Annotated in this window: 23 protein-coding genes; 9 read left to right on the plus strand and 14 right to left on the minus strand. The window is 58.8% G+C overall.

Features of this window, described 5'->3' with window-relative positions; all coding sequences use genetic code 11:
* Positions 1-16 precede the first annotated feature (16 nt).
* Complete coding sequence (locus BCF46_RS12070) at positions 17-1,216, plus strand: CaiB/BaiF CoA transferase family protein (protein ID WP_121025367.1); 1,200 nt, start codon at positions 17-19, stop codon at positions 1,214-1,216.
* An 80-nt stretch (positions 1,217-1,296) separates the two neighbouring features.
* On the opposite strand, the gene BCF46_RS12075 is transcribed toward BCF46_RS12070, so the two are convergent.
* Positions 1,297-2,580 carry a tetratricopeptide repeat protein gene (locus BCF46_RS12075; protein ID WP_121024613.1) on the minus strand — a complete coding sequence of 428 codons (1,284 nt, stop codon included), beginning with the start codon at positions 2,578-2,580 and terminating at the stop codon, positions 1,297-1,299.
* A gap of 305 nt (positions 2,581-2,885) precedes the next feature.
* Here BCF46_RS12075 and BCF46_RS12080 point away from each other — a divergent pair, with 305 nt between their 5' ends.
* Genes BCF46_RS12080 through mdoH form a run of 4 tightly spaced genes read left to right on the plus strand, consistent with a single transcriptional unit; the run spans position 2,886 to position 9,045 of the window.
* Positions 2,886-4,259, plus strand: coding sequence for a tetratricopeptide repeat protein (locus BCF46_RS12080; RefSeq protein WP_121024615.1), 1,374 nt, complete (start codon positions 2,886-2,888; stop codon positions 4,257-4,259).
* Between the two features lie 33 nt (positions 4,260-4,292).
* A complete protein-coding gene (locus tag BCF46_RS12085) occupies positions 4,293-5,603 on the plus strand; it encodes an OpgC family protein (protein WP_121024616.1) in 1,311 nt (436 codons plus the stop codon).
* Complete coding sequence (locus BCF46_RS12090) at positions 5,600-7,159, plus strand: OpgD/OpgG family glucan biosynthesis protein (RefSeq protein WP_121024618.1); 1,560 nt, start codon at positions 5,600-5,602, stop codon at positions 7,157-7,159. The genes BCF46_RS12085 and BCF46_RS12090 overlap by 4 nt, the downstream gene beginning before the upstream one ends.
* The gene (mdoH, locus tag BCF46_RS12095; protein ID WP_170157929.1) at positions 7,156-9,045 is read left to right on the plus strand and encodes a glucans biosynthesis glucosyltransferase MdoH; all 1,890 of its coding nucleotides are present in this window, start codon (positions 7,156-7,158) and stop codon (positions 9,043-9,045) included. The genes BCF46_RS12090 and mdoH overlap by 4 nt, the downstream gene beginning before the upstream one ends.
* On the opposite strand, the gene BCF46_RS12100 is transcribed toward mdoH, so the two are convergent.
* The 6 genes from BCF46_RS12100 to BCF46_RS12125 all read right to left on the minus strand — a co-directional run bounded on the left by BCF46_RS12100 (position 9,046) and on the right by BCF46_RS12125 (position 12,595).
* Positions 9,046-9,852, minus strand: a complete 807-nt coding sequence (locus tag BCF46_RS12100) for a CE1 family esterase (protein ID WP_121024620.1) — start codon at positions 9,850-9,852, stop codon at positions 9,046-9,048.
* Positions 9,849-10,313 carry a rhodanese-like domain-containing protein gene (locus tag BCF46_RS12105; RefSeq protein WP_121024622.1) on the minus strand — a complete coding sequence of 155 codons (465 nt, stop codon included), beginning with the start codon at positions 10,311-10,313 and terminating at the stop codon, positions 9,849-9,851. The genes BCF46_RS12100 and BCF46_RS12105 overlap by 4 nt, the downstream gene beginning before the upstream one ends.
* Positions 10,313-10,873, minus strand: coding sequence for an SCO family protein (locus BCF46_RS12110; RefSeq protein ID WP_121024624.1), 561 nt, complete (start codon positions 10,871-10,873; stop codon positions 10,313-10,315). Before BCF46_RS12110 ends, BCF46_RS12105 begins: the two co-directional genes overlap by 1 nt.
* Entirely contained in the window at positions 10,870-11,439 is a 570-nt protein-coding gene (locus BCF46_RS12115) for a hypothetical protein (RefSeq protein ID WP_121024626.1), read from the minus strand. The genes BCF46_RS12110 and BCF46_RS12115 overlap by 4 nt, the downstream gene beginning before the upstream one ends.
* 11 nt (positions 11,440-11,450) lie before the next feature.
* Positions 11,451-11,909, minus strand: coding sequence for a hypothetical protein (locus tag BCF46_RS12120; RefSeq protein WP_121024628.1), 459 nt, complete (start codon positions 11,907-11,909; stop codon positions 11,451-11,453).
* A gap of 131 nt (positions 11,910-12,040) precedes the next feature.
* A complete protein-coding gene (locus BCF46_RS12125) occupies positions 12,041-12,595 on the minus strand; it encodes an LOG family protein (RefSeq protein WP_121024630.1) in 555 nt (184 codons plus the stop codon).
* A gap of 103 nt (positions 12,596-12,698) precedes the next feature.
* Between BCF46_RS12125 and BCF46_RS12130 the strand changes: the two genes are divergently transcribed.
* The 3 genes from BCF46_RS12130 (at position 12,699) to BCF46_RS12135 (ending at position 16,379) form a co-directional block, all read left to right on the plus strand.
* Complete coding sequence (locus BCF46_RS12130) at positions 12,699-14,057, plus strand: LysM peptidoglycan-binding domain-containing protein (protein WP_121024632.1); 1,359 nt, start codon at positions 12,699-12,701, stop codon at positions 14,055-14,057.
* 89 nt (positions 14,058-14,146) lie between these two features.
* On the plus strand, positions 14,147-14,323 hold the full coding sequence (locus BCF46_RS19795) for a hypothetical protein (RefSeq protein ID WP_170157930.1): 177 nt from the start codon (positions 14,147-14,149) through the stop codon (positions 14,321-14,323).
* A gap of 256 nt (positions 14,324-14,579) precedes the next feature.
* Entirely contained in the window at positions 14,580-16,379 is a 1,800-nt protein-coding gene (locus tag BCF46_RS12135; RefSeq protein ID WP_425454424.1) for an ABCB family ABC transporter ATP-binding protein/permease, read from the plus strand.
* Positions 16,380-16,721: 342 nt separating this feature from the next.
* On the opposite strand, the gene BCF46_RS12140 is transcribed toward BCF46_RS12135, so the two are convergent.
* The 5 genes from BCF46_RS12140 to BCF46_RS12165 all read right to left on the minus strand — a co-directional run bounded on the left by BCF46_RS12140 (position 16,722) and on the right by BCF46_RS12165 (position 20,525).
* Positions 16,722-17,150 carry a GNAT family N-acetyltransferase gene (locus BCF46_RS12140; protein WP_121024636.1) on the minus strand — a complete coding sequence of 143 codons (429 nt, stop codon included), beginning with the start codon at positions 17,148-17,150 and terminating at the stop codon, positions 16,722-16,724.
* 309 nt (positions 17,151-17,459) lie between these two features.
* Positions 17,460-18,782 carry an NAD(P)/FAD-dependent oxidoreductase gene (locus BCF46_RS12150; protein ID WP_121024639.1) on the minus strand — a complete coding sequence of 441 codons (1,323 nt, stop codon included), beginning with the start codon at positions 18,780-18,782 and terminating at the stop codon, positions 17,460-17,462.
* Positions 18,779-19,285, minus strand: coding sequence for a DUF6653 family protein (locus BCF46_RS12155; protein WP_121024641.1), 507 nt, complete (start codon positions 19,283-19,285; stop codon positions 18,779-18,781). The genes BCF46_RS12150 and BCF46_RS12155 overlap by 4 nt, the downstream gene beginning before the upstream one ends.
* Positions 19,267-19,890 (minus strand): hypothetical protein, encoded by a 624-nt coding sequence (locus BCF46_RS12160; RefSeq protein WP_121024643.1) that lies wholly within the window; start codon positions 19,888-19,890, stop codon positions 19,267-19,269. Before BCF46_RS12160 ends, BCF46_RS12155 begins: the two co-directional genes overlap by 19 nt.
* Entirely contained in the window at positions 19,887-20,525 is a 639-nt protein-coding gene (locus BCF46_RS12165; protein WP_121024645.1) for a hypothetical protein, read from the minus strand. Before BCF46_RS12165 ends, BCF46_RS12160 begins: the two co-directional genes overlap by 4 nt.
* Before the next feature lie 95 nt (positions 20,526-20,620).
* Here BCF46_RS12165 and BCF46_RS12170 point away from each other — a divergent pair, with 95 nt between their 5' ends.
* Positions 20,621-21,058: a MarR family winged helix-turn-helix transcriptional regulator gene (locus BCF46_RS12170; protein ID WP_170157931.1), complete on the plus strand. Its 438-nt coding sequence runs from the start codon at positions 20,621-20,623 to the stop codon at positions 21,056-21,058.
* 59 nt (positions 21,059-21,117) lie between these two features.
* Here BCF46_RS12170 and BCF46_RS12175 read toward each other — a convergent pair whose 3' ends face one another.
* Both BCF46_RS12175 and BCF46_RS12180 read right to left on the minus strand, forming a co-directional pair.
* Positions 21,118-21,408 (minus strand): PAAR domain-containing protein, encoded by a 291-nt coding sequence (locus BCF46_RS12175; RefSeq protein ID WP_121024649.1) that lies wholly within the window; start codon positions 21,406-21,408, stop codon positions 21,118-21,120.
* Between the two features lie 12 nt (positions 21,409-21,420).
* Positions 21,421-21,861: a hypothetical protein gene (locus tag BCF46_RS12180; protein ID WP_121024651.1), complete on the minus strand. Its 441-nt coding sequence runs from the start codon at positions 21,859-21,861 to the stop codon at positions 21,421-21,423.
* Between the last annotated feature and the right edge of the window lie 64 nt (positions 21,862-21,925).

Here is a 21,925-nt window from a genome sequence, read left to right on the forward strand (position 1 = left end):
AATGATGGACGGGCAAATGGTAAGCACTTTGGACGGACTTAAAGTGCTGGATCTCAGCCGCATTCTGGCAGGCCCGACTTGCACGCAGCTCTTGGGTGATCTTGGGGCGGAGGTCTGGAAGATCGAAAACCCCGGATCGGACGGTGATGATACTCGCAAATGGGGCCCTCCATTCGTCGACGGCGCGGACGGAGCACGCACCGACCTTTCGGCTTACTTTATGTGTGCCAATCGCAACAAGCTGTCGGTTGGCGTCGACATCGCCACGCCGGAGGGCCAAGCGATTATTCACGAGCTGGCCGCACAGGCAGATGTGGTGATCGAAAACTTCAAACCAGATGGTCTGAAAAAATACGGGCTGGATCACGAGAGCCTTTTGAAGGCCCATCCGAAGCTCGTCTACTGCTCGATTTCCGGCTACGGACAAACGGGGCCGAACCGCGACAAACCGGGGTATGATCTGATGGCGCAAGGCTTCGGAGGCATCATGTCCCTGACGGGTGAACCCGAGGGACGCCCGATGAAGGTGGGCGTCGGCATAGCGGACGTGGTCTGCGGTCTGTACGCCACCATCGGTATTCTGGCGGCGTTGCGCCACCGGGATGCGACGGGTGAAGGCCAGCATATCGACTTGGCCCTTGTCGACAGCCAGATCGCGTGGTTGATCAACGAAGGCGTGGCGCATCTTACCACCGGCAAGGAGCGCAAACGCCAAGGTAACGAGCACGCAACGATCGTGCCGTACCAAACGTTTGAGGCCTCTGACGGGCATGTGCTGGTGGCCGTAGGAAATGACAGCCAATACGCGCGGTTCTGCGACTATCTTGGCCGCCCCGATCTGGCAGAAGATCCCGCCTTCGCGACCAATCCGGCGCGGATCGAGAATCGCACCAAGTTGTTGAAAATCATAGAAGGTCTGCTGGTCGAGCGGACCATGCAGAACATCATCGACGGGCTGGAGATGCGCAAGGTTCCGGTCGGGCCGGTGAATACGCTGGGGCAAGTGTTTGCGTCTGATCAGGTCGCCGCGCGCGGGATGAAAATCGAGATGGAACGGCCCGATGTCAAAGACGGGGCGGTGTCCTTGATCGGCAACCCGTTGAAGTTCTCCAAAACGCCCGTCACCTACCAGCGTCCGCCGCCGCATTTTGGGGAGGACACCGACGCGGTGCTGGATTGGCTGCGGCAAAGTGCAGGGATGACAGCTAAGGACTAGGGCTTGGCTAGGAAGACCTGAGAGGGGCAGCCATTCCTGCGAGGAGTTTTGTCAAAGATCATGCGAAGCCGGAAACTCACCTAAGATTGAAATGCCGCTATGGGTGGAGAGGCGGAAAGTACGGGCCTGCGCGTCGATAGACATCGGTGTGCTTCTGCCGTCTTTCCCAGCTTGAGAAGGACGTTAGCATAGGTCAGTTCCAAAAGGTCGCGCTGCGCGCGGCTGCCGCCTAAGCGCTCGGTGGTCCCCATGACCTGCACAAGCTCCACAAGGGCATCGCTCCAGTTTTCACGCGCAATCGCGCCCCATGCACGGGCCAGAGGTTGAACTAGGTCACCTGCTAACCCCTTGGCCGTATCCGCAATATGGGCCAGACGCTCGCCTTTTCCTGCCATTGCATGGCTCAACGCGGCATGCATGTCCGCGAAACTCTGGCCTGTTTCCGGGAAGAACCGCAGCGCGTAATCACTCAGCTCAGTCCAGCGATCCGGGTTTACCGACAGACCTGCAAGATCAGCGCGATACAAGATCGCGGCGGTGTCGGTTAGAATGTTGATCGGCAAGCCTTTCGCTGATCCGGGCCCGACGCCTGCATCGACCGCACCCCACATTGCGGCTTCATCGCCATCGTGCAACGCCCAAAGGGCAGAGTGCCAACTTAGATGCCCGTGCAGGACAGCGCGATCATCATAGTCCGACAACCACTTAGCCAGATACTTGCGGCCCGCCACCGTTTCACCGTTTTCATATTGGGCATGTGACTTGAAATGTGCGGCATTTGCGTTGCGGGGATTCAAAGCAAGGCTTCTGTCCATCAGCTTCGTCGACGCCTCGATCTGCCCTGTTTCACATAGTGACAAGGCATGCATCGACATCATCCACCAGTCGTCCCCATAATGTGGCAGCAGCGCAGAGGTGTAGGCCAGAAGCTCCGCCTCACGCCCGACCTCACCGGAAAATCCGATCAGCCCGAAGACATTTGAACACAGTTGTGCAACAAGCGCATCGCGGGGGTAGTCACGGACGTGGCTCCGGACCAATTCCCGCGCCTTTTGTGGCTGTCCTGAAAGCAAAGCCGCCACACATTCAATATGCTGACGCTGGCGCATGTCGAGTTTAGCTCCAAGTTCTTGTGCGCGGCTGATTGCGGACTTTGCTTGCAGCATTTGCCCCGACATCATCAAGGACCGAGCCAGACCCACGTGACCGAGCGCAAAGTTGTCATCAATATCAACAGCCGATTGAAATGCTTCGGTTGCGCCAAAGTTTGCACCCAGAAACAATCGGATACCACGATCATAGTGATCCAGAGCAGCTTGTGACGTTGCTGAAGCCTCATTTCCGTAGCTGTCTCGAAGCGCCATGATCTGCCCTTGTTCTGGTGGCCGTATTGCAACCTTACGCAAAGAAGCAAGAAATGTCTCCAATGCATGGTTTTGCGCACATGCACGCGATTTTGGTTTTCAACCTTCCCGTCGCTCAACCTCCCGCAAAATAGCGAAAAATTGCACGTTTTCCCCTTGAACGGCGGAATATTGATCACCGATCCCCCACGCGGCCTCACGTATGCGTTATACCAGCGCCGGAACCGTTTACCGATGACGACTAATCGCTATCACAGAAGATGCGGGCAAGTTCCCCGCGTCAGAATCGAAAGTGAGACCTCGGCATGTATCAAGACGTATTCGGGCAAGAAACCACCATCAATTCCCGCAACGCGCTTGAAGCGTGGAACAAGACCTTGTTGGCGTTTATGGCACATGGGGCGACCACGCCGACCCATCTGGGCGAAACCCTGACGCTCGATCCGAACTTTGCTCTGGGCCATGCGGTCAAGGGGATGTTCTACCTGCTGTTGGGGCGCCGCGAGTTGGGCGAGACCGCCCGCGAGGCCCTCGGGTTGGCGGAAGCCGCAGTGATGACCTCTCCGATCACCGCCCGTGAGCAGTCCTTTGTGAAGGCGCTGAAGGCGTTTTATGAAGGCGGACTGACATCCGCGATCCAACACCTTGAAGATGTGTTGGCCGTTCATCCTGCTGACACATTGGCAATGAAGCTAAGCCACGCGATCCGTTTTGTTCTGGGCGACGGCGTTGGCATGCGTAAGTCGGTCGAGGCCGTGATGGGTGCCTATGGGCCGGACCATGCTGGACGTGGCTACCTGATGGGCTGCCACGCCTTTACCTTGGAGGAGACCGGCGAATATGCGCGGGCGGCGACCGTGGGGCGTATGGGGCTGACGGTTAGTCCCGATGACGCATGGGGCCTTCACGCTATAGCGCACGTGTTCGATATGACCTGCGACGCGGAAGGCGGGCTGAAATGGCTTGAAGGGCGCGAAGCCGCTTGGTCCCATTGCAACAATTTCCGCTACCATGTGTGGTGGCACAAGGCGTTGATGCATCTCGACCTTGGACAGAATGACGTCGTGCTGGCGCTCTATGATGCGGAAATCCGCGCCGATAAGACCGATGATTACCGAGACATCTCCAACGCCACGTCACTGTTGTCGCGATTGGAACAGAACAGTGTTGATGTCGGCGACCGCTGGGAAGAGTTGGCTGATCTGTCGGCCAACCGTACCGAAGATGGCTGCTTGATCTTCGCGGACCTGCACTACCTGCTGGCTCTGATCGGCGGATCACGCAAACAGGCGATCACCAAGCTGATGGGCCGCATGCATCGCGACGCCAGATCGAACCGTTTGGAAATGGACCGCCTTATGGCACGTCCCGGCCTGAGTGCCGCTGCCGGTCTCGAGGCATTTGGCGAAGCTGATTTCAAAACTGCGTTCCTAAACCTGTCGCGCGCGCGCCAGACTATGCAAAACATCGGAGGATCCCACGCGCAGCGCGATGTGTTCGAGCGCTTGACCATCGACGCAGGCATCCGCGCAGGATTTCTGGACGAAGCTGAGACAATTCTGAAGGACCGGATGCGCAAACGGGCAGGGTCGGAGGATGGCTACGCCGCTGCGCGGTTTTCGCTCATTTCGCAGGGTCGCGACGCAAGCACTTGCACGGCCAGTGTCCCTGCTGAATAAGCGCGAAAAAGAACTGGCTCGAAGAAAATGACCATGGCGTCCACATCCCCTTTGTCGCAAGCCGCTGAAAGCTTTGCCGCAAGCCCTGCTGCCTCTGGCACGTCGGGCGTCACCACCCGTGACCCGCGCCTTGATTTCTATCGTGGCATTGCGATGTTCATCATCCTGTTTGCTCACACACCCGGGAACTTCTTCACCAGCTGGATTCCCGCGCGGTGGGGCTTTTCGGACGCGACCGAGATCTTCGTGTTCTGCTCCGGCATGGCATCCGCCATTGCCTTTGGCCGAACCTTTGATCGCGCAGGGTGGCTGCTTGGCACCGCCCGCGTAGCTTACCGCGTTTGGCAGGTCTACTGGGCGCATATCTGCATGTTTTTCACCATCGCCATGATGGTCGCTTGGTGGGACAGCTTCGGCATTTTCGAGAAAAACTATATTAACTCGCTGAACCTCGTGCCGATCTTTGAAGGCCGCACGGGCAGCACCACCGGGATCGTCACCACCACCGCCGACAATCTGATTGGCATATTCTCTTTGACCTATGTGCCGAACTATTTCGACATCCTGCCGATGTATATGGCGATCCTTGTTATGATGCCGGTCGTCATGGCGCTGTCCCGCGTGAATCTGTGGCTCACCGCTGCCGTCATCGCCACCGTTTGGCTGTTCGCGCAGCGAGGCTTGCTGTCTTGGCTTGGGGCCGAGCATTTGTGGTTGAGCCTGCCTGCGGAACCGTGGTCTGAACGCCACTGGTTTTTCAACCCGTTCGGCTGGCAACTGATCTTCTTCACCGGCTTCGCCTTCATGCGTGGCTGGATTCCGGCCCCGCCGGTCAAGACATGGCTGATCGCAGTCGCGGCAGTGATTGTCGTGGCAAACATCCCCCTGTCCAATATCGGCGTGCGCGCGGTCAACCAGGAATGGTTCGGCGCGTTCGACGGCAATCCCGTGATCGAATGGCGGGTCGCCAACAAGCCGTTCATCGACAAGTCCGGCTTTGGCCTGCTGCGCTATGTGCATTTTCTGGCATTGGCCTATCTGGCATGGGTCGCGGCTGGCGTGGGCGGGCATCGCCTGATGTCTTCCGGCGGCTCGGCGCTGTCGGACGCGTGGGGCAAACTGGTCAAGATCGTCATGAAAGTCGGCCAGCAAAGTCTTGCCGTGTTTGTTTTTTCCATGGTCTTCGCCCGTATCGCGGGTTTCACCATGGACCAGATTGGACGTGAAACCGGCACCGTGGTCATGGTTAACTTTGTAGGCGTGGCAGCGCTGGTTGCCGTGGCGTATTTCGTGGGTTGGATCAAAGGCACCCCATGGAAGCCCGCGAAAGGGGCCGCCGCATGAGCCTGTCTCGTCGCTCTTTCCTGACCATGTTGGGGGCCGCCGCGTTGGCGTCGCCATCCACGGCTTTGCCGATGTTCAAAGGCGAGGCGGTGCCGTTCTCGCCCGACTGGCTGAAGGCCGAAGCGCAGCGCCTTGCGGGCGAAGACTACGCCCCTATGCCAGAGGTGCCGGAGACGTGGAAAAACCTGACCTATGATCAATACAAGGCGTTGGTCTTCAACACCAAGAAGGCGCTTTGGTCCGACACCGACCGCGCCTTCCAGATGGATTTCTTCCATCCCGGCCTTTACTTTCCGCGCCCGATCGAAATCAACATCGTCGAGGGTGCCACCGCCCGTAAACTGGGCTTCGATCTGTCGCTGTTCAAACGCTACGACCCATTTCCGCAAGAGTTGGTGGATGCGGCGAAAGCCGAAGACCCGATGGACAGCACGCTGGGCTATTCCGGCCTGCGCCTGCGCCACGAGTTAACCAAACCGGGCCGCTTCGAAGAATTCATGGTGTTCCAAGGTGCCAGCTACTTCCGCGCCATCGGCACTGGCCAGACTTATGGCCTGTCCGCACGCGGTCTGGCGCTGAACACCGGCGAGGCGGAGGGCGAGGAGTTCCCTGAATTCACCCGTTTCTGGGTCGAGGCCCCGTCAAATGACGCCACCACAATCACCGTCCACGCCTTGCTCGACGGCCCGTCCACGACAGGCGCCTACAGCTTCCGTATCACCCCCGGCCACCCCGCGCATGTGACGGTGGAAGCCACGCTCTACCCGCGCACGGAACTGACCCATGTGGGGCTTGCCCCGCTTACTTCGATGTTCCTGTTCGACCAGACCAACCGCGCCCGCTTCGACGACTTCCGCGAGGCGGTCCATGACAGCGAGGGCCTGCTGGTCTGGAACGGCGCGGGCGAGATGTTGTGGCGGCCCTTGGCCAACCCGTCCAGCTTGCAGGTCTCCAGTTTCGTGGATACCAAACCGCGCGGCTTCGGGCTGATGCAACGCGCCCGCCACTCCGAGGACTACGCCGATCTGGAGGCGCTTTACCACAACCGACCCTCGCTCTGGATCACGCCGCGCGGCGATTGGGGGCAGGGGGCCGTGACCTTGGTAGAGATCCCGTCCGACAAGGAAATCTACGATAACATCGTCGCCTATTGGCGGCCCCGTGACCCGATGGCCGCAGGGCAAGGCTACAGCTTCGCCTACGACATGGCATGGGGCGGCGAGCCGACCGACACGCGGCCAGTGTCGCGCGTTTTGAACAGCCGTATCGGCAAGGGTTATGACAAGGAAAAGCCCTATATCATCATGGCCGTCGACTTCGCGGATCACGAGGCATTCGGCACCAAAGAGGCGGATCTTGAAGACATAACGCGGTTCATCAGCGCCAATCGCGGCACCGTCAGCGACGGCATTTTGCAGCGTAACGATGGAACCGGAGGCGTGCGTCTCGCGTTCAAGTTTGAGCCGGGCGACGTGGCGTCGGCGGAACTCAGGGTGCAGCTGGTGAAAGACGGAAAATCATTGACCGAAGTGTGGCTCTACAGGTGGACGGCATGACTGCGCACGGCCCGATAGCACGCGCGCCGATGATGCCGCCGGAACAGCCTTTGGCGTTTCCGGTGCAAGACCTGTCCTCGGATTATCGCGACGGGGCGGCACCCGACTTGCCCAACGATCCGTCCACGCGGCTCTGGCGGCTGGCGACGTTTCTGCCCGCGATCATCACCACAGGCGGGTTGATCGCCGCCTTCACCGACTGGTTCGCCATGGGCGGGTTGTCGGTGTTCGAAGGTCTGCTGATCGCCTTGATTGCATGCACGTTTTTCTGGATTTCCCTGTCGGTTTCGACGGTCACTGTCGGGCTGGTCAACATGATGCGCCCCCGTCGCGCGGCGCAGGACAAGCCCGCGCCCGCGCAGAATGTGGCGCTGTTGGTGCCGGTCTATAACGAGGTCCCGTGGGATGTGTTCGGCAACGCCTGCGCGATGCTTGAAGAACTGGACCGCACGCAGCATCCGCACAGCTACACGCTATTCATCCTGTCTGACACCCGCGACGAGGTCATTGCCGAGCAGGAGCTGCGCGCCTTCGCCATGTTGCGCGCCAACCTGCCGGACCACATCGCGCTGCACTACCGCCGCCGCGTCGACAATATCGACCGTAAGGTCGGCAATCTGGCCGATTGGGTGCAGCGGTGGGGCGGTGGCTATGACGCCATGCTGGTGCTGGACGCCGACAGTCTGATGTCCGGTCAGGCGATCATCACCCTGACCGACGAAATGGCCCACGACCCCTCCGCCGGCCTAATCCAGAGCTTCCCGCAGCTGTTCGGCGCGGAAACCCTGTTCGGGCGGGTTCAGCAGTTCTCCAGCACCATTTATGGTGCCGCTTTGGCCGAAGGTCTCGCCCGCTGGGCGGATCACGAGGGCAATTACTGGGGCCACAACGCTATCATCCGCACCGCCGCCTTTGCCTCCTGTGCGGGTCTGCCACGGCTGGACACGTTCCGCTCCAAGGGCGCGTTGATCCTCAGCCACGACTTTGTCGAGGCGGGGTTGCTCCGCCGTGCAGGCTGGGGCGTCCGCTTCATGCCGCAGGTCAAAGGCAGCTATGAAGAAGTGCCCGCGACGCTCATCGACTACGTGCTGCGCGACCGCCGCTGGTGTCAGGGCAACCTACAACACCTCAACATCCTCGGCTCCAAAGGTTTCCACCCCGTCACCCGCTTCCACCTGTTCCACGGCGCGATGGGCTATCTGCTATCCCCCGCATGGTTCGCGCTGCTGACCGTCTGGGCGCTGATCGGCAAGGGCGAGGAGGCGAATGTCATCCGCTACTTCACCGGCGAGAACCCGCAGGTGGCATGGCCCGAAATGAGCCATGTCAGCAACCTTGCCATTCTGGTGTTCATGTATGGCATGCTGCTTGCGCCGAAGTTCCTTGGGGCTGCCGCGCTGCTGCGCTCCGGCCCGTCGCTGCGCGATCTGGGTGGGGCAGGGCAGTTCGTGCTGTCCTTCGTGACCGAGATCATCGTCTCGGTGCTCTACGCGCCCATATTGATGGTGCAACAAACCATTGCCGTCGCCCGCACATGGATCGGTTACCGTGAAACATGGACCCCGCAAACCCGCCAAGGCGGGCGCTACGGCTTTACTACCGTCCTGAAATTCCACGCGCTGGAAATGATTGCGGGGGTTTTGCTGGTGGCAGGGATGGCCGAGGGGATCATCACGCTGTGGCTGCTGCCCATCGCGGTGTCTCTGGCCCTTGCGGTGCCCTTGTCGATGCTGAGCGGTGCGAAGCTGACGCGCTTCAAATGGACCTCCCGCCAGCTTGGCACCGCGGAGGTGTTCAACGCCCCTGCGATCATCCAAAGCGCCAAGCGGGAACGTTCCCGCATTCGGGTGGTTTTGGAGAATGCTGACCAGGTCGCAGCCGAATAGCTACTCCAGCGCCTCGAACCAGTCCAACGCCATGACGGCCCAGCCCTTGGGGATGCCATGCGCGCCTTGGTGCAACGCAAAGTCCAGCGCGCCTGCGTCGCAAGTATCCCAACTGCGCCGCCAGAAATCGCCCGAGGTGTCGAACGTATCGGCGCGCATGTTTTTGCAGCCGTTGGTTTCGCGCCAGATTTGCATCGCTTGGAACACATCGCCTTGATAGATGCGCCCGCCGCCCAAAGGACGGCCTTCCAGCGGCACGGTGGTGTCGCGCCAGCCATGGGTGTGGAGCAGCTTCACGGGCCCCTTGCACGCATCCATCGCCGGATGGGGCCGCCAGAAACTGCCCGCCACAGGGGCGTAGGCGCGGGCCAGATCAGGCGCGTCGCAGGCCAGATAGGAGGTCATGGACCCGCCAATGGAAAACCCCGCCAGCAAGATACGGTCTCGATCCACCCCATGATTGGCGACGGCGTCGTCAATGACGGCACGGATAAAAGCCAGCTCGTTGCGTTGTTGCACCCGGTCGGGATGAAAGGACCAGCCGGAGCCGAAACGCGAGTTCGGGCGTTTCAACCCGTTCGGGCCGATCACCGCATAACCACGCTTCAGGATCGGGCCACCCATGCGCAGGATGCCGGTGCCTTTGCCACCTGCGCCGTGCAGGAACACTACGGCAGGGACCGAACCATCCGCAGCATCAGGTGCCTCGATATGATAACTGCCAAGCGGCAGCTCGCAGGGCTGTTCCGCGTCGCCACAGGCAAGGGCGGGGGTGGCCAGAAGGGCCAATGCAGCGAGCCATTTCATCGGATCACCGGAAGCCCGCGCTTCAGCCAACCTGGACCGGCCCGCGATCCTTGCATGCCTTCCGGCACGTCGATGATGTTGCTGAACCCTGCCGCCGCCAACCGGTTGCTGAGACGCGCCGAGCGCACCCCGCGCGCGCAGATCAGGGCGACGGGCAGGGCAGTCTCTCCGCCCGTCAATGTTAACAATGCGTCCACGAAATCCTCACGCCGCATGTCGAGCCGGTTGGCACCTTCGCCGGAGCCAGTGCGCGCCCATTCATCGGGGCGGCGAATGTCGACCAACAGGATGTCGCCCGCCACGGCTTGCGCATGTGCGGTGGGCGGGTCGATATGCGCGGCCTCCGACGCCTCGGTGATTGCGGAATAAAACAGGTTGCGCCCGCCAGCGGCGTAAATAGCACCACCCGCCAGAACGATTGCTCCGCCGGTCAGCAGCGCACGCCTCGACAGATCGGCCATCAGCTTTGGCCTTGGGTGTATTTCGCAACGATCCCTGCCGCCGCCTCCGGTGTGATGACAGGGGGGACGAGGGTCAGTAACTTGCCCTGCGCGTCGAGCAGATAGAGGAAGCTGCCATGGGCATAGACGGGGCCATATTCGGGGTCGGTGAAGACCTCCTCGGTCTCGATCTGGTAGGCGTCATAGGCAACTTGCAATTGTGCCGCCGTGCCGGTCAGGCCGATGAAGTCTTCATGGTGCTGCGCCAGCGCGGGGCCGAGATTATCGACCGTGTCACGCGCCGGATCGACGGTGATCATGACAGGCGTCACCGTGATCCCCTGTTCGGCCACCGCATCCGCCACCTGCGCCATCATTGGCAGCGCGGCAGAGCAGATTTCGCGGCAATTGGCATAGCCGAAGAATAGCAATTGCGGATGTCCCTGCGGGTCAGCCTGCGTGCGTGCGGTCCCTGTCTGGTCAACCAGCTCGAACGCCCCGCCCAGATCGAAGGGCAGAGGGGATTGGTCCGCCAGCGCCGGAGAACACAGCGCCAGCAGGGCAAGGACAGGCTTGATCACTCGAAAAGCTCCTTGATCAATTCCGCGTCTTTCTCGAGGCCCAGCCCGAAATGTCCGGTCTCGGCCAGATGCGCATTGACGCGCGGGTCGCGGCGGAACCACGGGCCTTTGCCTTTGGCCTCGGGGTATTTGGCGGCCCAGGCCTTGCTCCAGGTGTTGGCCTTGACCCAGTCTTCCGAGCCGACCTCGCGGACTTTTTGCACGAGATAGATATTCGTGGCTCCTTGGATGTCTTCGTCTTCGATCAGCAACCCGTCAACGTCGACCTGCTTGCCGCAAAACGGCAGAAGATCGACGGTGGCCCCCTGAAAGCCGCTTTGCGCGTTCTTGTTGGGGAAAACCAGCACATCATCCGCGGCGCGCAGAAGACCCAGCTGGCGGTCGCCGTCGCCGCAATTGTCGGGGCAATCTCCGGTGACCTCACAGGTGATGTCGACGACCTTGGCCTCGAAGAGCGCAGGGGCTTCTGCATAGAGGTTCCAGCTTTTCGCGCTGGACCCTTCAGAGAAGTCGGCGGCATAGACGGGGCTGGCGGCGATCAGGGCCAAGGCGATGATACGTGTCATGGATGCGGCCCTCATTTCTTTGGCTCCGGAATGGCGAAGCCCGGCACGACGCCGTAATCCTCGTGGTTCAGGTTGGTGATGCCGTGATCGGTCACGACTTTTTCGACCACCAGATAATTCAGCCCGTCGCGCTTGTAGAGCATGCCGTCAGCGGTGATTTCGTGGCTGGCGAGGTTCAGGTTGGTGTCACCTGAGGCGTTCTGGTCGTCGCCCTCGATTTTCAGAACCATATAGACCTCGCCGTCTTCGCCCAACAGGCCAACGGGGATGCCCCCTGCGGAGCACCACAGCGCGCAGGTATGATGGGCCGAGCCGACAACCGCATCAGGCCCGCCCATGACACCGGAGAAATAGCACCATGTGTCGATGATCTCGCCGGTGATCTGGATGCGTTCGCCCTCGGACGCGCTGGCGGGCGCGGCAAGGCCCAAGGCGAGCATGGATGCCGCAAAGATGGGGGTGAGTTTCATTCGTGTCGTCCTCCGCTGATTCTTGGCATTAACGTAGCAAGAATGAGCGGTGATAGGGGATCACGTCTTGGTTAGGCCTCACGCGCGAAGCGGTGTCGGGTTATTTAGGTATTTTTGAAGCAGTGATGAGGTCAGCGTAGCGCGTCGCCGAGATGGCGTGTCAACTCGTTCACGGTTTTGGTCACGGTGACAAAATCCAGCAGCGATTGGTCGGCAAACCCCTGCGCCACCACATGAGTGTTCATGGCAAGCAGCGGGTTCCAATAGCCATTGGTGTTGAGCAGGTAGATCGGTTTGCTATGCAGGCCAAGCTGCCGCCATGTCAGAACCTCGAAAAACTCGTCGAGCGAGCCTGCGCCGCCAGGCAAGACCACAATTGCGTCGGAGTTCATATACATGACCTTTTTGCGCTCATGCATTGTTTCCGTGACGATGAATGTGTTGAGGTCGCGCTTGCCGACTTCACGGTCAAAAAGGTGGGTCGGGATGACACCGAAGGTCTCGCCGCCAGCGGCTTGACTGGCCTGAGCAACAGCGCCCATCAAGCCGACATCACCCGCGCCGTAGACCAGCCGCCACGCGTTGTCTGCCAAGGCTCGCCCCAAATCCTCTGCAGCTTGGCGATAGGCTGGATCGGTGCCGAAACGGGATCCGCAGTAGACGCAGACAGATTTGGGCTGTGACATGAGGAACATTCCTGACGGATAAGTGGCTTTGCCTTGTTCTATGGGGGCTGCTACGTTGCCACAACGCCTTTCTCGGAGGGGCTGGGGGAGAAGGAAGACACGCATGGCCATCTGGTCGAGAATGGGGCTAAGCGGCCCCGCTGCCGCTGGGGGCATCGCCGTTGTGATTGTCGTCGTTGGCGGGATTTATCTGGTGACCCAGAACCGGGGCGAAGTACTGCCCGAGGTTGAGCCGCAAGCCGAGCAAAAAGCGGTTGTCGATGCCCCTCCAACCCCTGTCGCGGTGGGGTCCGCACAACCGAAGGCTGAGACAACGGCTGAGCCTCGGGAAGATGCGGCGAAACCGGTTGAGGAGAGCGCGAAGACTGCAGTGGCAGAGCCTGAGCAGCCGGAACCCGAAAGCGTTGCTGAAGCAACCGAAGAGGGTGTTGTAGAACCTGACCCTGAGTCGGAACCGACCCCAACGCCCGTACCCGTTACACCAGCCTTTGATGTTGTACAGGTCGCCCCCGATGGCGGCGGTGTTATTGCGGGGACGGCGGCACCAGGTAGTGGCGTCGTGTTCCTGCTCGACGGCGTAGAAATTGCGCGCGGCAAGGCGAATGCGTCCGGCAAGTTCGGCGTGTTGCTGGATTTCCCAGCCTCAGACGCCCCTCGGGCCTTGTCCATCGTCACGGAACTTGCGGATGGCACTAAAGCGACCTCGGAGGGAACCGTACTGATCTCTCCTGTGCGCATCGCCAGTGCGGAGCCGAAGGAGGAGCCGATCGCGCAAGCAGAAGCTAAGGCTGAGGCGTCGACCACTCCAGAACCCGATGCCGTGTCGGAGCCAGAGCCGGAGCAAACTGCCGCGACGCAATCTGTGTTTGCCGAGGATAGCCCCGCCAAGCCGGAACAACCCACGGCGCCAGACGCGCCCGCCGTGGTTTTGGCAGACAACACCGGAGTGACGTTGTTGCAACCGGCCCCGCAGCCCGCGGCCCCCAATACCCAACCCGATGCGCCCGTGACGGCAAATGTGGTCATCGACACCATCACCTATGACGCAGAGGGCGAGGTGGCCTTGGCAGGGCGCGGTGTGTCGCAAGGGTTCGTACGGGTCTACCTGAATGACCAACCGGTCAAGACCACCCGCATTGCCGAGAACGGCCTGTGGGAGGCCCCATTGCCGGATGTGGATGCTGGTGTGTACCGGTTGCGGGTGGATGAGGTGGACGAAGACGGCACTGTTACCAGCCGTGTGGAAACTCCATTCCAGCGCGAGGCACCGGAAATTGCGATAGCCAATCCACAAACAGCGACCGCGGTGACGGTACAACCCGGCTTCACCCTGTGGGCCATCGCCCGGGACCGCTTCGGATCAGGTGAACAATATGTCCGCGTCTACGAGGCAAACCGCGACCTGATCCGCGACCCTGACCTGATTTACCCCGGTCAGGTATTCGCATTGCCGGAGGGTTGAAGACATCGCCAACAGGGGTCTCTTGGAGCCGTGAATTCTGTGTCTAGCTCGTGTTGCCTTGGACTGGCGTAGCGGTTAGACTTAACCTCATGAAACATGTTCCAAAAGAAACGACCGATGAAGCCTTGATTCAGGAATTTCTGAACAAGGGTGGGAAAGTCAGCGTTGGCAAAACCAAACCTCTGGCCGCTGAATTGGGCCTGAGCAATAATGTTTGGAACAACAAGCTGACCAAAGAAGAAAAGACCGCACGCGACAAGAAGTGAACTTGCGGGCGGTCGTCCTGTTTGCCGTTGGCGACGCGGTCATAAACGCATCGGCGTGACTGCGCAGGAACGCGGTTGTTCTGACATCTGGCCCCTTTGGCTCTGTCTTAGAGCCAGCGGCCGACCACATCCCAAGCTGTCAATCTACTTTTCTCGACCCTTGCCTATGGCTCTTCGGGCAGGCGAGCCCTAAGTTGAGCGATCTATAGTCAAGAAAGCCCAAGCGAACATGGTCACTGAAGTTTCCGAAGCCCGCATGCAGCAGGACTTGCGCAAAGACGGCTTCAATGTCGTGCGCAAAGTCGTCCCTTACCTGTGGCCCGATGATCAACCCTGGGTGAAGCGGCGGGTCGTGTTCGCGCTGACGTTCCTGATTATTTCCAAACTTGTCGCCGTGGGTACGCCGGTACTTTATAAAGGTGCCGTCGACGCGCTATCGGGTGACGCCAGTGACGCGGCGTGGATGCTGACTTTGGGCGCGGTCGGGCTGACCGTGGCATACGGCATGGCGCGGGTGATGAATATCGGCTTCCAGCAACTGCGCGACGTGGTATTTGCGCTGGTGGGTCAACGCGCATTGCGCATGCTGGCGCTGGAGACGTTTACCCATATTCACCGCCTGTCCATGCGCTACCACATCACCCGCAAGACCGGTGGCCTGAGCCGCATCGTGGAGCGCGGCGTGAAGGGGGTAGAGTTCCTGCTGCGCTTTTTGCTGTTCTCCATCGGGCCGCTGATTCTCGAACTGCTGATGATCGCGGTGATTTTGGCATTTGTGTTTAATATCTGGTACTTGGTAGTCGTTGTTGGCACGATCGCGCTCTACACATGGTTCACCTTTGCGGTCACCGAGTGGCGGGTGAAAATCCGCAAGGAGATGAACGATCAGGACACCGACGCCAACCAGAAGGCCATCGACAGCCTGCTAAATTTCGAGACGGTGAAGTATTTCGGCGCGGAGAAACGCGAAGCCGCGCGTTACGACGGGGCGATGGAAGGCTATGTGGCCGCCGCACTGAAAACATCCTACTCGCTCGCTTTTTTGAACTTCGGCCAAGCGATGCTGATCACCGCAGGCTTGGTCATCGTGATGGTACTGGCGGCGATGGGCGTGCAGGACGGGACGCTGACCGTCGGCGATTTCGTCATGGTCAACGCCTACATGATCCAGATCACCATGCCGCTGAACTTCCTTGGCACGGTTTACCGCGAAATCCGGCAGGCACTGGTCGACATGGCCGAGATGTTCAACCTGCTTGAGCAACCCGCCGAGGTGAATGACAAGCCGGACGCCAAGCCACTGAAAGTCACCGACGGGGCTGTTCGGCTGGATGACGTGCATTTCGGCTACGACGCAGCGCGACCGATCCTCAAAGGCGTATCGCTGGAGGTGCAGGCAGGACAGACGGTGGCCATCGTTGGCCCGTCAGGGTCGGGTAAATCCACCATCGGGCGGTTGTTGTTCCGGTTCTATGACGTGAACGGCGGCAGCCTGTCGATTGACGGGCAGGACGTGCGCGACATCACCCAGGAGAGCCTGCATGACGCCATCGGCGTGGTGCCGCAGGACACGGTGCTGTTCAACGATACGATCCTTTACAACATCGCTTATGGCAAGGCTGGGGCCACGCGGTCCGAGATCGAGGATGCGGCGAAAGCAGCAAAAATCCACGACTTCATCATGGAGTTGCCAGACGGCTACGAGACAACCGTGGGCGAGCGGGGTCTCAAGTTGTCGGGTGGCGAAAAGCAGCGCGTGGGCATCGCGCGTACCTTGCTGAAAAACCCGCCGATCCTGCTGCTGGACGAGGCGACCTCGGCACTGGATACCGAGACCGAGGCCGATATCCAGCACTCGTTGCAAGAGATGGCGCAAGGCCGCACCACGCTGACCATCGCGCACCGTCTGTCGACGATTGCGGATGCGGATATGATCGTGGTGCTGGAGAACGGCGTGGTGGTGGAGCAGGGCGCCCATGACGACCTGCTGTCACGCGATGGGCGCTATGCGTCTCTCTGGCATCGCCAGCAGGCGGAGGACGCGGAAGCCGCGTAACCGGGTTTCGCGAAAACGCGTATCAGGCGTTGGTGAATGCACGTGTTCGGGTCGGCTGCCACCCGATGTCTGCTTGGAGCCCAACTGTTCTGATTTTCCGCAACGCGGCGAATGTTCGCGAACCCAATTTGGGGCATGCGTTGTTGTCGATTAGCATCTGAAACGACCTGACGAATTTGAACACACACGCTCAGCTGAGGCAGTAGGATAGTTCCGATGACAAGCCCGATAAGGTGACGCAATCGAGAACAAGCGGTATTGTGAAGAGGATCGTTTAATGCGCCGTTTCCAACCTTGCACACGATAGGAAGAGACCAAGCTCAAATACCTATCTCGCGGCGGCTAAGATTTCGGCATCGCCATCTTGAAAGTTTCATCTCCACTAGCTTCGAACAAGCCTTCTCCGGTTACTACAAAGCCATATCGCTCATAGAAGGGCAGACCAACTTTATTGTCTTTGAAGACCTCAACGGTCAATGGGCCTTTGATGGCAGCAACATGATCGACCATCTGCCGCCCCATGCCTTTGCCTTGCTTAGAAGGATCAAGAAACAGGCCACCGATTTCTGTGCCGATCATGGCGATGAAGCCAACTGGAACCCCTCGCTCTTCAAGCACCCATGTTTCGGCATTCGGCAGATAGATTTTGCGCATGTCTTTGCGCACCTGATTTCTGACTTCTGTCGACAAAAAAGGATGCGCCAGTCTTTCTGCCGTGTCCCAGATAGAGATCAACGCGTCGGTGTCTTCGGTTTTGTATTTACGGATCATTGACTAGCTTTCTGTTTCAGAAGGTTATCTTGCTTGTCATGGGGGTCGGGCAGTTGAACAAAGTGCGGAGATTGCGCTTGATTATGAACACTGTGTTTGGCCTGCCGCCTTACGCGCCGTGTCCGGAACAACGGATAAGGCAGGCTTCCTATTTCGAGCACAAGGAACTCATCTTCGACGTCGAGTAGACGCCGGAGATTGCCATCAAGGTCGTACATTTCACAGTTTGACGCCTTCTCACCACTCTGCGGACCGTTCGCGTTGTCGAAGTCATAGTTCTCGCTGAAGAGCCGCTGTAGCTATATGTATTCATTGACCCTTCTTTTCGTTGCCATCTTCCCAAGTCTTGGCGGGTTTATCTGTCTGGCGGGTGATAATCCGTGCTGCATTTTGACCTGTGAGAAATGACCAAAGCCAACTCCAAGCCACAGCGACCCGGCTTCTGGTCCCGATCAAAAAGAAAATATGCGCAATGCCCCACGTCCACCAAGCGACCGCACCCGTAAGCTGAATACGATCAAAGTCGGCGATGGCCGCCCGTCGTCCCAGTGTCGCGAGGCTTCCGGCATGGCGGTAGACAAATGGCCGGGACGTGGGTGCATTGCGCAATCTTTTTCGAACAACCGTCCCCACATATGCCCCCATTTGCTTGGCCGCCGGTGCAATTCCCGGAACCGGGTTGTTCTTGCTGTCCGTGACAGAGGCGGTGTCACCGATCACGAAAATATCGTCATGCTGCGGCACCGTCAGGTGGGGGCCAACGATTACGCGACCGGCGCGATCGTGGTCAGCATCAAGCCATGTCGCCACGGGGGAGGCCTGCACCCCTGCCGCCCAAACAATCGTCCCGCAGGGGATATCCGTGTCACCAACCACGACGGAATTGGCATTGCATGCCGTGACAGGGCTGCCCAACAAAACCTCTACACCAAGCTGAGACAGCGCGCTTGCCGCGTAGTCAGAGAGTTTTTGAGGGAAAGATGGAAGAACCTTGGACCCCGCCTCAATCAAAAGGATGCGGGCTGTGTTGGTGTCGATCCGCCGGAATTCACGTGGCAAAATGCGATGCGAAAGTTCCGCAATGATCCCCGCCAACTCAACCCCGGTGGGTCCTGCACCAATAACCGCAAATGTGAGATAGGCACGCTGTAGTTCAGGATCATCCGACTTCTCTGCGATCTCAAATGCCGACAGGATTTGACGCCGGATTGTTGTGGCATCTTCCAGCGTCTTTAGGCCGGGCGCATTTTTCTCCCAGTCCGAGTGACCGAAATATGAGTGCCGCGCTCCAGTCGCCAAAACGAGGGTGTCGTAGTGAATACTAGTGTCGTGGCTCAGAAGGACGCATTTGGCCTGCTGATCGACCCCCACCACTGTCGCCAGGAGAGTCGTTACGTCTTTTCGGTCGCGAAAGACCTGCCGCAAGGGCCATGCAATTTCGGATGGCGCAAGAATTGTCGTGGCGACCTGATATAGCAGGGGCTGAAACAGGTGATGATTTTGCTGGTCGATCAGGGTGATCCGCACATTGGCACGCTTGAGGGATTTAATGCACTGAATGCCACCAAACCCACCGCCAACCACGACAACATGATGGCGCTCATCGGTCTTGTCGAGTTCTGCTTGGGTCATGACGCAATTCTTCCGATATTGTTCGAGCCATCGGTCATGTCCGCCAACAGCCAAACCATGCGATCCAGAAACCAAAGTTTAGCACCCATTGTAGTGACAAGCCCGGCGATTGCCCATGTTAGGTCAAGGTGCCAAAGGCCATACGCAAGGATGATGACCCCGGTCACCGCGGCGATATTGAGGATGCGAGCGACCGTTATGTGATGATGCGGGATTGGCTTTGATCCGCTGGCTAGCCAAACGCGTTCGCCCAAGACCGCTTTGGTCATCCAGGCATGATGATTTGACGGCGCACCAAACAGGCGCGGGTTGAGCCATGTCCAGATAAGCACGGGCAATACAAGCCAAAGCGCGCCCCATCCCAGCCAAACGCGACTCCAGACTGCGAGGCTGAGTAACGGCAGGATTGGCATACGTGTCCATCCACTCCATGGATTTGCATGTTTGGCCCATGTGGCATCATCCATGCCCATGAACCGCTCGGTTAGCTTTGCAAGGTCCATACCTGTTCACCTTTCATGGATGCCGCACGCTTGTCTTTGCGGGCTTCGGTGACAACAATCGCAATACCCCATAGCCCGGTGATCAAAGGTGCCAGTGCCGTCCACATTCCTGGAAAGTAGTCATATCCTCCACCGTGCAAAAGGGCCTCGCGCACCGGAAAGATCAGCAGATGTGTAGGTTCTCCGAGCAGCATGCCCGTAAAAATGAAACAGGACACGAAACCACCTAGCGGATTTCGTCGGGCGATCGCGTAAGCACCAAAAATCCAGACGACAGGGAACAGAAAGCCGATGGTCCACAGGAAATGTTCAGCCGTCCAGATACCCGTCGTAATACCGGCGATCATAGGCCCGAATTCAAACACTTGCTCCTCCACAATGTGCAGCATCAACAGTGCTGCGGTCACGAGATATGGCGGGAGGAGCAACGCGGGATCGGTCGGATGGTTAAAGCTGGTGAACAGCCAGAATATAATCCCACAGCCCAAGGCGCAAAAGCCAATGATCAATGTAGGGAGCAAATCAGCGGTGTGAAAAAGATGCGTTGTGAAACCAACTGAAATTGTCGCGGCGATGACGAAGTAGATGATGTTTTTTGAGGTCATGACAAGGGACTCCGACGTGTCTTATTAAGCGTGAATCGCAAAAATGAAAAAGCGAGGGCGATGACGACGATCCCGCTGGCCATACCGGGCACCCAAAAAGGTGCAGTCTCGGAAAGTAGCGGTATCGCCAGATGGCTGATCGGGAACATCAAGCTCCACACGGCCAGCAATAGAATGACGAAGCCACCTACACGGGCGTGGTAAAATGCCATGGCACCTCCAAGCAACCAAATCACGGTAGCACTTAGCGACAAGGACAGTGCGAGGCTTGCATCTGTGATGATGTTTGGTGGTTGTAGGAGATTGGGAAAAGACGTGACCACGACATCGGCATAGCCGCCTCGAAACAACTCTGCGCCATGAACAAGCAGCGCTATGATCAGAAGAATATGGCCGGGTAAGGCGCTGCGACTAATTGGGGTGGTGTAGCCAACCCTTAGCCACAAAACAAAAGCGATCGAGGCCGAGAGCGTTGCGATGACGGCCAGCCAGATGCCAAGATAGATGAAGACCGCCAGCAAAAGCGTGAGTGTCAAGGCTACAACCGCGACCATCGAGATCCATGGCGGTGGTTGAAATGCGATGGGCTCATCGTCAAGACAGGAGTCAAAAATGGATATAAACATGCCAAGCATTCCTATGTAATTGCATGATGCAACTACATTTCAGCCGGTATCTTGTCAAGCTAATTGCATAATGCAATTATATGCTGTCGAAAGAGGATCTTGCCATGAACTATGACGAAATATTGCTATTCTGGGTGAATCGACTGAGTTTCCTGTCCCGTAGAGAGCTGCAATCACGCTTTGCGGCTGCGGGAGAGGTTATCGCTGCTGAAGAATGGGCGGCATTACTCATGCTATGGCAGAAGGACGGTCTCGCACCAAGTGAGATCGCAGATGCAACGACCCGCGACAGGGCAACCACGACGAGGCTGCTCGAACGGATGGAAAAGAAGGGCCTCATAACGCGCAACGCGGGCAAGGTCGACGGCAGACGAGTTGTTGTATCGCTCACCGATCGTGGTCACGCGATCAAAAAGGTATTGGTTCCAATTGCGATGACTTTTGTCTCTGAGGTCACCGATTCAGTCAGTCAAGAGGAACTCGCTGTGACGATGAAGACGCTCCGCGCGATGTCTGCCCGAATTACGATGATTGACGGCTGAGAACTTCATCAAAATGGTTCAGCAAAACACATTCGACTATTTTCTGACTTTGCATGAGATCAGTCGAAAATAACCGTCGGAAATCCCATGACGATCTTGCCACCATGGGCCGTGGCATCGCCCAAACGCGCGGCTGGCTTGTTGTTGATCATCACCTTGCTGGAGCCTGCTGAAATCGTGTCGGGCGGGCCGACGCAAACGCACATGTCGCCGACCACGGCGGCAGGTGATCCGCCGATCAGGACGTTGGGCGCGCAGGGGCCAGAAATGGGGCCGCCCACATGGGGCTTAGGGCCGGGATCGACCATGGGGCAGACGTGGTTGTCGCCAAGGCGGGCTGCGGGGGGCATATCGACGCCTCCCTAGTTGATGCGGATCATCGCGCCACGCACGATGGTCTCGCCGTCAGAGATCAGGGTCGATTCCTCGCCGCTGGCTCCGGTAAAGGTCTTGGTGGCGTCCGCCTTGATGTCGGTCGCGTTCAGCGTCAGGGTCTCGCCCGCCGCCGTGGTCACGTTCTTGTCGGCCACCACAGTCACGTCGCCGCCGCTGTTGATGGTCACGCCGTCCTGGCCGGACAGGTTCAGGTGGCCCATCGAGTTCACCGACAAGGACTGGCGGGCGTTAATGCGCAGGCTGTCCTCGTCCGCGGTGATCACCAGATCGGGAGTTTTAGAGGGTGCTTTGGCCTCCCTCGGGTCCTCGATATGCACGACCAACCCGCCGGGTGTCGTAATGACAAGGCGTCCTTCGGTTTGGTCATAGCTGATGTCGAGCGGGGTTTTGGTACTCAAATCGGTCATAATGCGTCTCCTACAATGGAACCATCAGAGCAGAAAACAGGCGGAGTATAAAGAGAAATGGTAA

This window comes from Litoreibacter meonggei, from assembly GCF_003663885.1.
Taxonomy (GTDB): Bacteria; Pseudomonadota; Alphaproteobacteria; order Rhodobacterales; family Rhodobacteraceae; genus Litoreibacter; species Litoreibacter meonggei.

What these genes read in the sequence shown, in the direction of transcription:
- BCF46_RS12175 (WP_121024649.1), bottom strand. Translation starts at nt 21,408, where the DNA reads ATGCCCCCCGCAGCCCGCCTTGGCGACAACCACGTCTGCCCCATGGTC.
- BCF46_RS12165 (WP_121024645.1), bottom strand. Translation starts at nt 20,525, where the DNA reads ATGCTTGGCATGTTTATATCCATTTTTGACTCCTGTCTTGACGATGAG.
- BCF46_RS12080 (WP_121024615.1), top strand. Translation starts at nt 2,886, where the DNA reads ATGTATCAAGACGTATTCGGGCAAGAAACCACCATCAATTCCCGCAAC.
- BCF46_RS12115 (WP_121024626.1), bottom strand. Translation starts at nt 11,439, where the DNA reads ATGACACGTATCATCGCCTTGGCCCTGATCGCCGCCAGCCCCGTCTAT.
- BCF46_RS12155 (WP_121024641.1), bottom strand. Translation starts at nt 19,285, where the DNA reads ATGGACCTTGCAAAGCTAACCGAGCGGTTCATGGGCATGGATGATGCC.
- BCF46_RS12120 (WP_121024628.1), bottom strand. Translation starts at nt 11,909, where the DNA reads ATGAAACTCACCCCCATCTTTGCGGCATCCATGCTCGCCTTGGGCCTT.
- BCF46_RS12125 (WP_121024630.1), bottom strand. Translation starts at nt 12,595, where the DNA reads ATGTCACAGCCCAAATCTGTCTGCGTCTACTGCGGATCCCGTTTCGGC.
- BCF46_RS12085 (WP_121024616.1), top strand. Translation starts at nt 4,293, where the DNA reads ATGGCGTCCACATCCCCTTTGTCGCAAGCCGCTGAAAGCTTTGCCGCA.
- mdoH (WP_170157929.1), top strand. Translation starts at nt 7,156, where the DNA reads ATGACTGCGCACGGCCCGATAGCACGCGCGCCGATGATGCCGCCGGAA.
- BCF46_RS12135 (WP_425454424.1), top strand. Translation starts at nt 14,580, where the DNA reads ATGCAGCAGGACTTGCGCAAAGACGGCTTCAATGTCGTGCGCAAAGTC.
- BCF46_RS12130 (WP_121024632.1), top strand. Translation starts at nt 12,699, where the DNA reads ATGGCCATCTGGTCGAGAATGGGGCTAAGCGGCCCCGCTGCCGCTGGG.
- BCF46_RS12160 (WP_121024643.1), bottom strand. Translation starts at nt 19,890, where the DNA reads ATGACCTCAAAAAACATCATCTACTTCGTCATCGCCGCGACAATTTCA.
- BCF46_RS12100 (WP_121024620.1), bottom strand. Translation starts at nt 9,852, where the DNA reads ATGAAATGGCTCGCTGCATTGGCCCTTCTGGCCACCCCCGCCCTTGCC.
- BCF46_RS12150 (WP_121024639.1), bottom strand. Translation starts at nt 18,782, where the DNA reads ATGACCCAAGCAGAACTCGACAAGACCGATGAGCGCCATCATGTTGTC.
- BCF46_RS12170 (WP_170157931.1), top strand. Translation starts at nt 20,621, where the DNA reads ATGAACTATGACGAAATATTGCTATTCTGGGTGAATCGACTGAGTTTC.
- BCF46_RS12090 (WP_121024618.1), top strand. Translation starts at nt 5,600, where the DNA reads ATGAGCCTGTCTCGTCGCTCTTTCCTGACCATGTTGGGGGCCGCCGCG.
- BCF46_RS12140 (WP_121024636.1), bottom strand. Translation starts at nt 17,150, where the DNA reads ATGATCCGTAAATACAAAACCGAAGACACCGACGCGTTGATCTCTATC.
- BCF46_RS12070 (WP_121025367.1), top strand. Translation starts at nt 17, where the DNA reads ATGGTAAGCACTTTGGACGGACTTAAAGTGCTGGATCTCAGCCGCATT.
- BCF46_RS12180 (WP_121024651.1), bottom strand. Translation starts at nt 21,861, where the DNA reads ATGACCGATTTGAGTACCAAAACCCCGCTCGACATCAGCTATGACCAA.
- BCF46_RS19795 (WP_170157930.1), top strand. Translation starts at nt 14,147, where the DNA reads ATGAAACATGTTCCAAAAGAAACGACCGATGAAGCCTTGATTCAGGAA.
- BCF46_RS12075 (WP_121024613.1), bottom strand. Translation starts at nt 2,580, where the DNA reads ATGGCGCTTCGAGACAGCTACGGAAATGAGGCTTCAGCAACGTCACAA.
- BCF46_RS12105 (WP_121024622.1), bottom strand. Translation starts at nt 10,313, where the DNA reads ATGGCCGATCTGTCGAGGCGTGCGCTGCTGACCGGCGGAGCAATCGTT.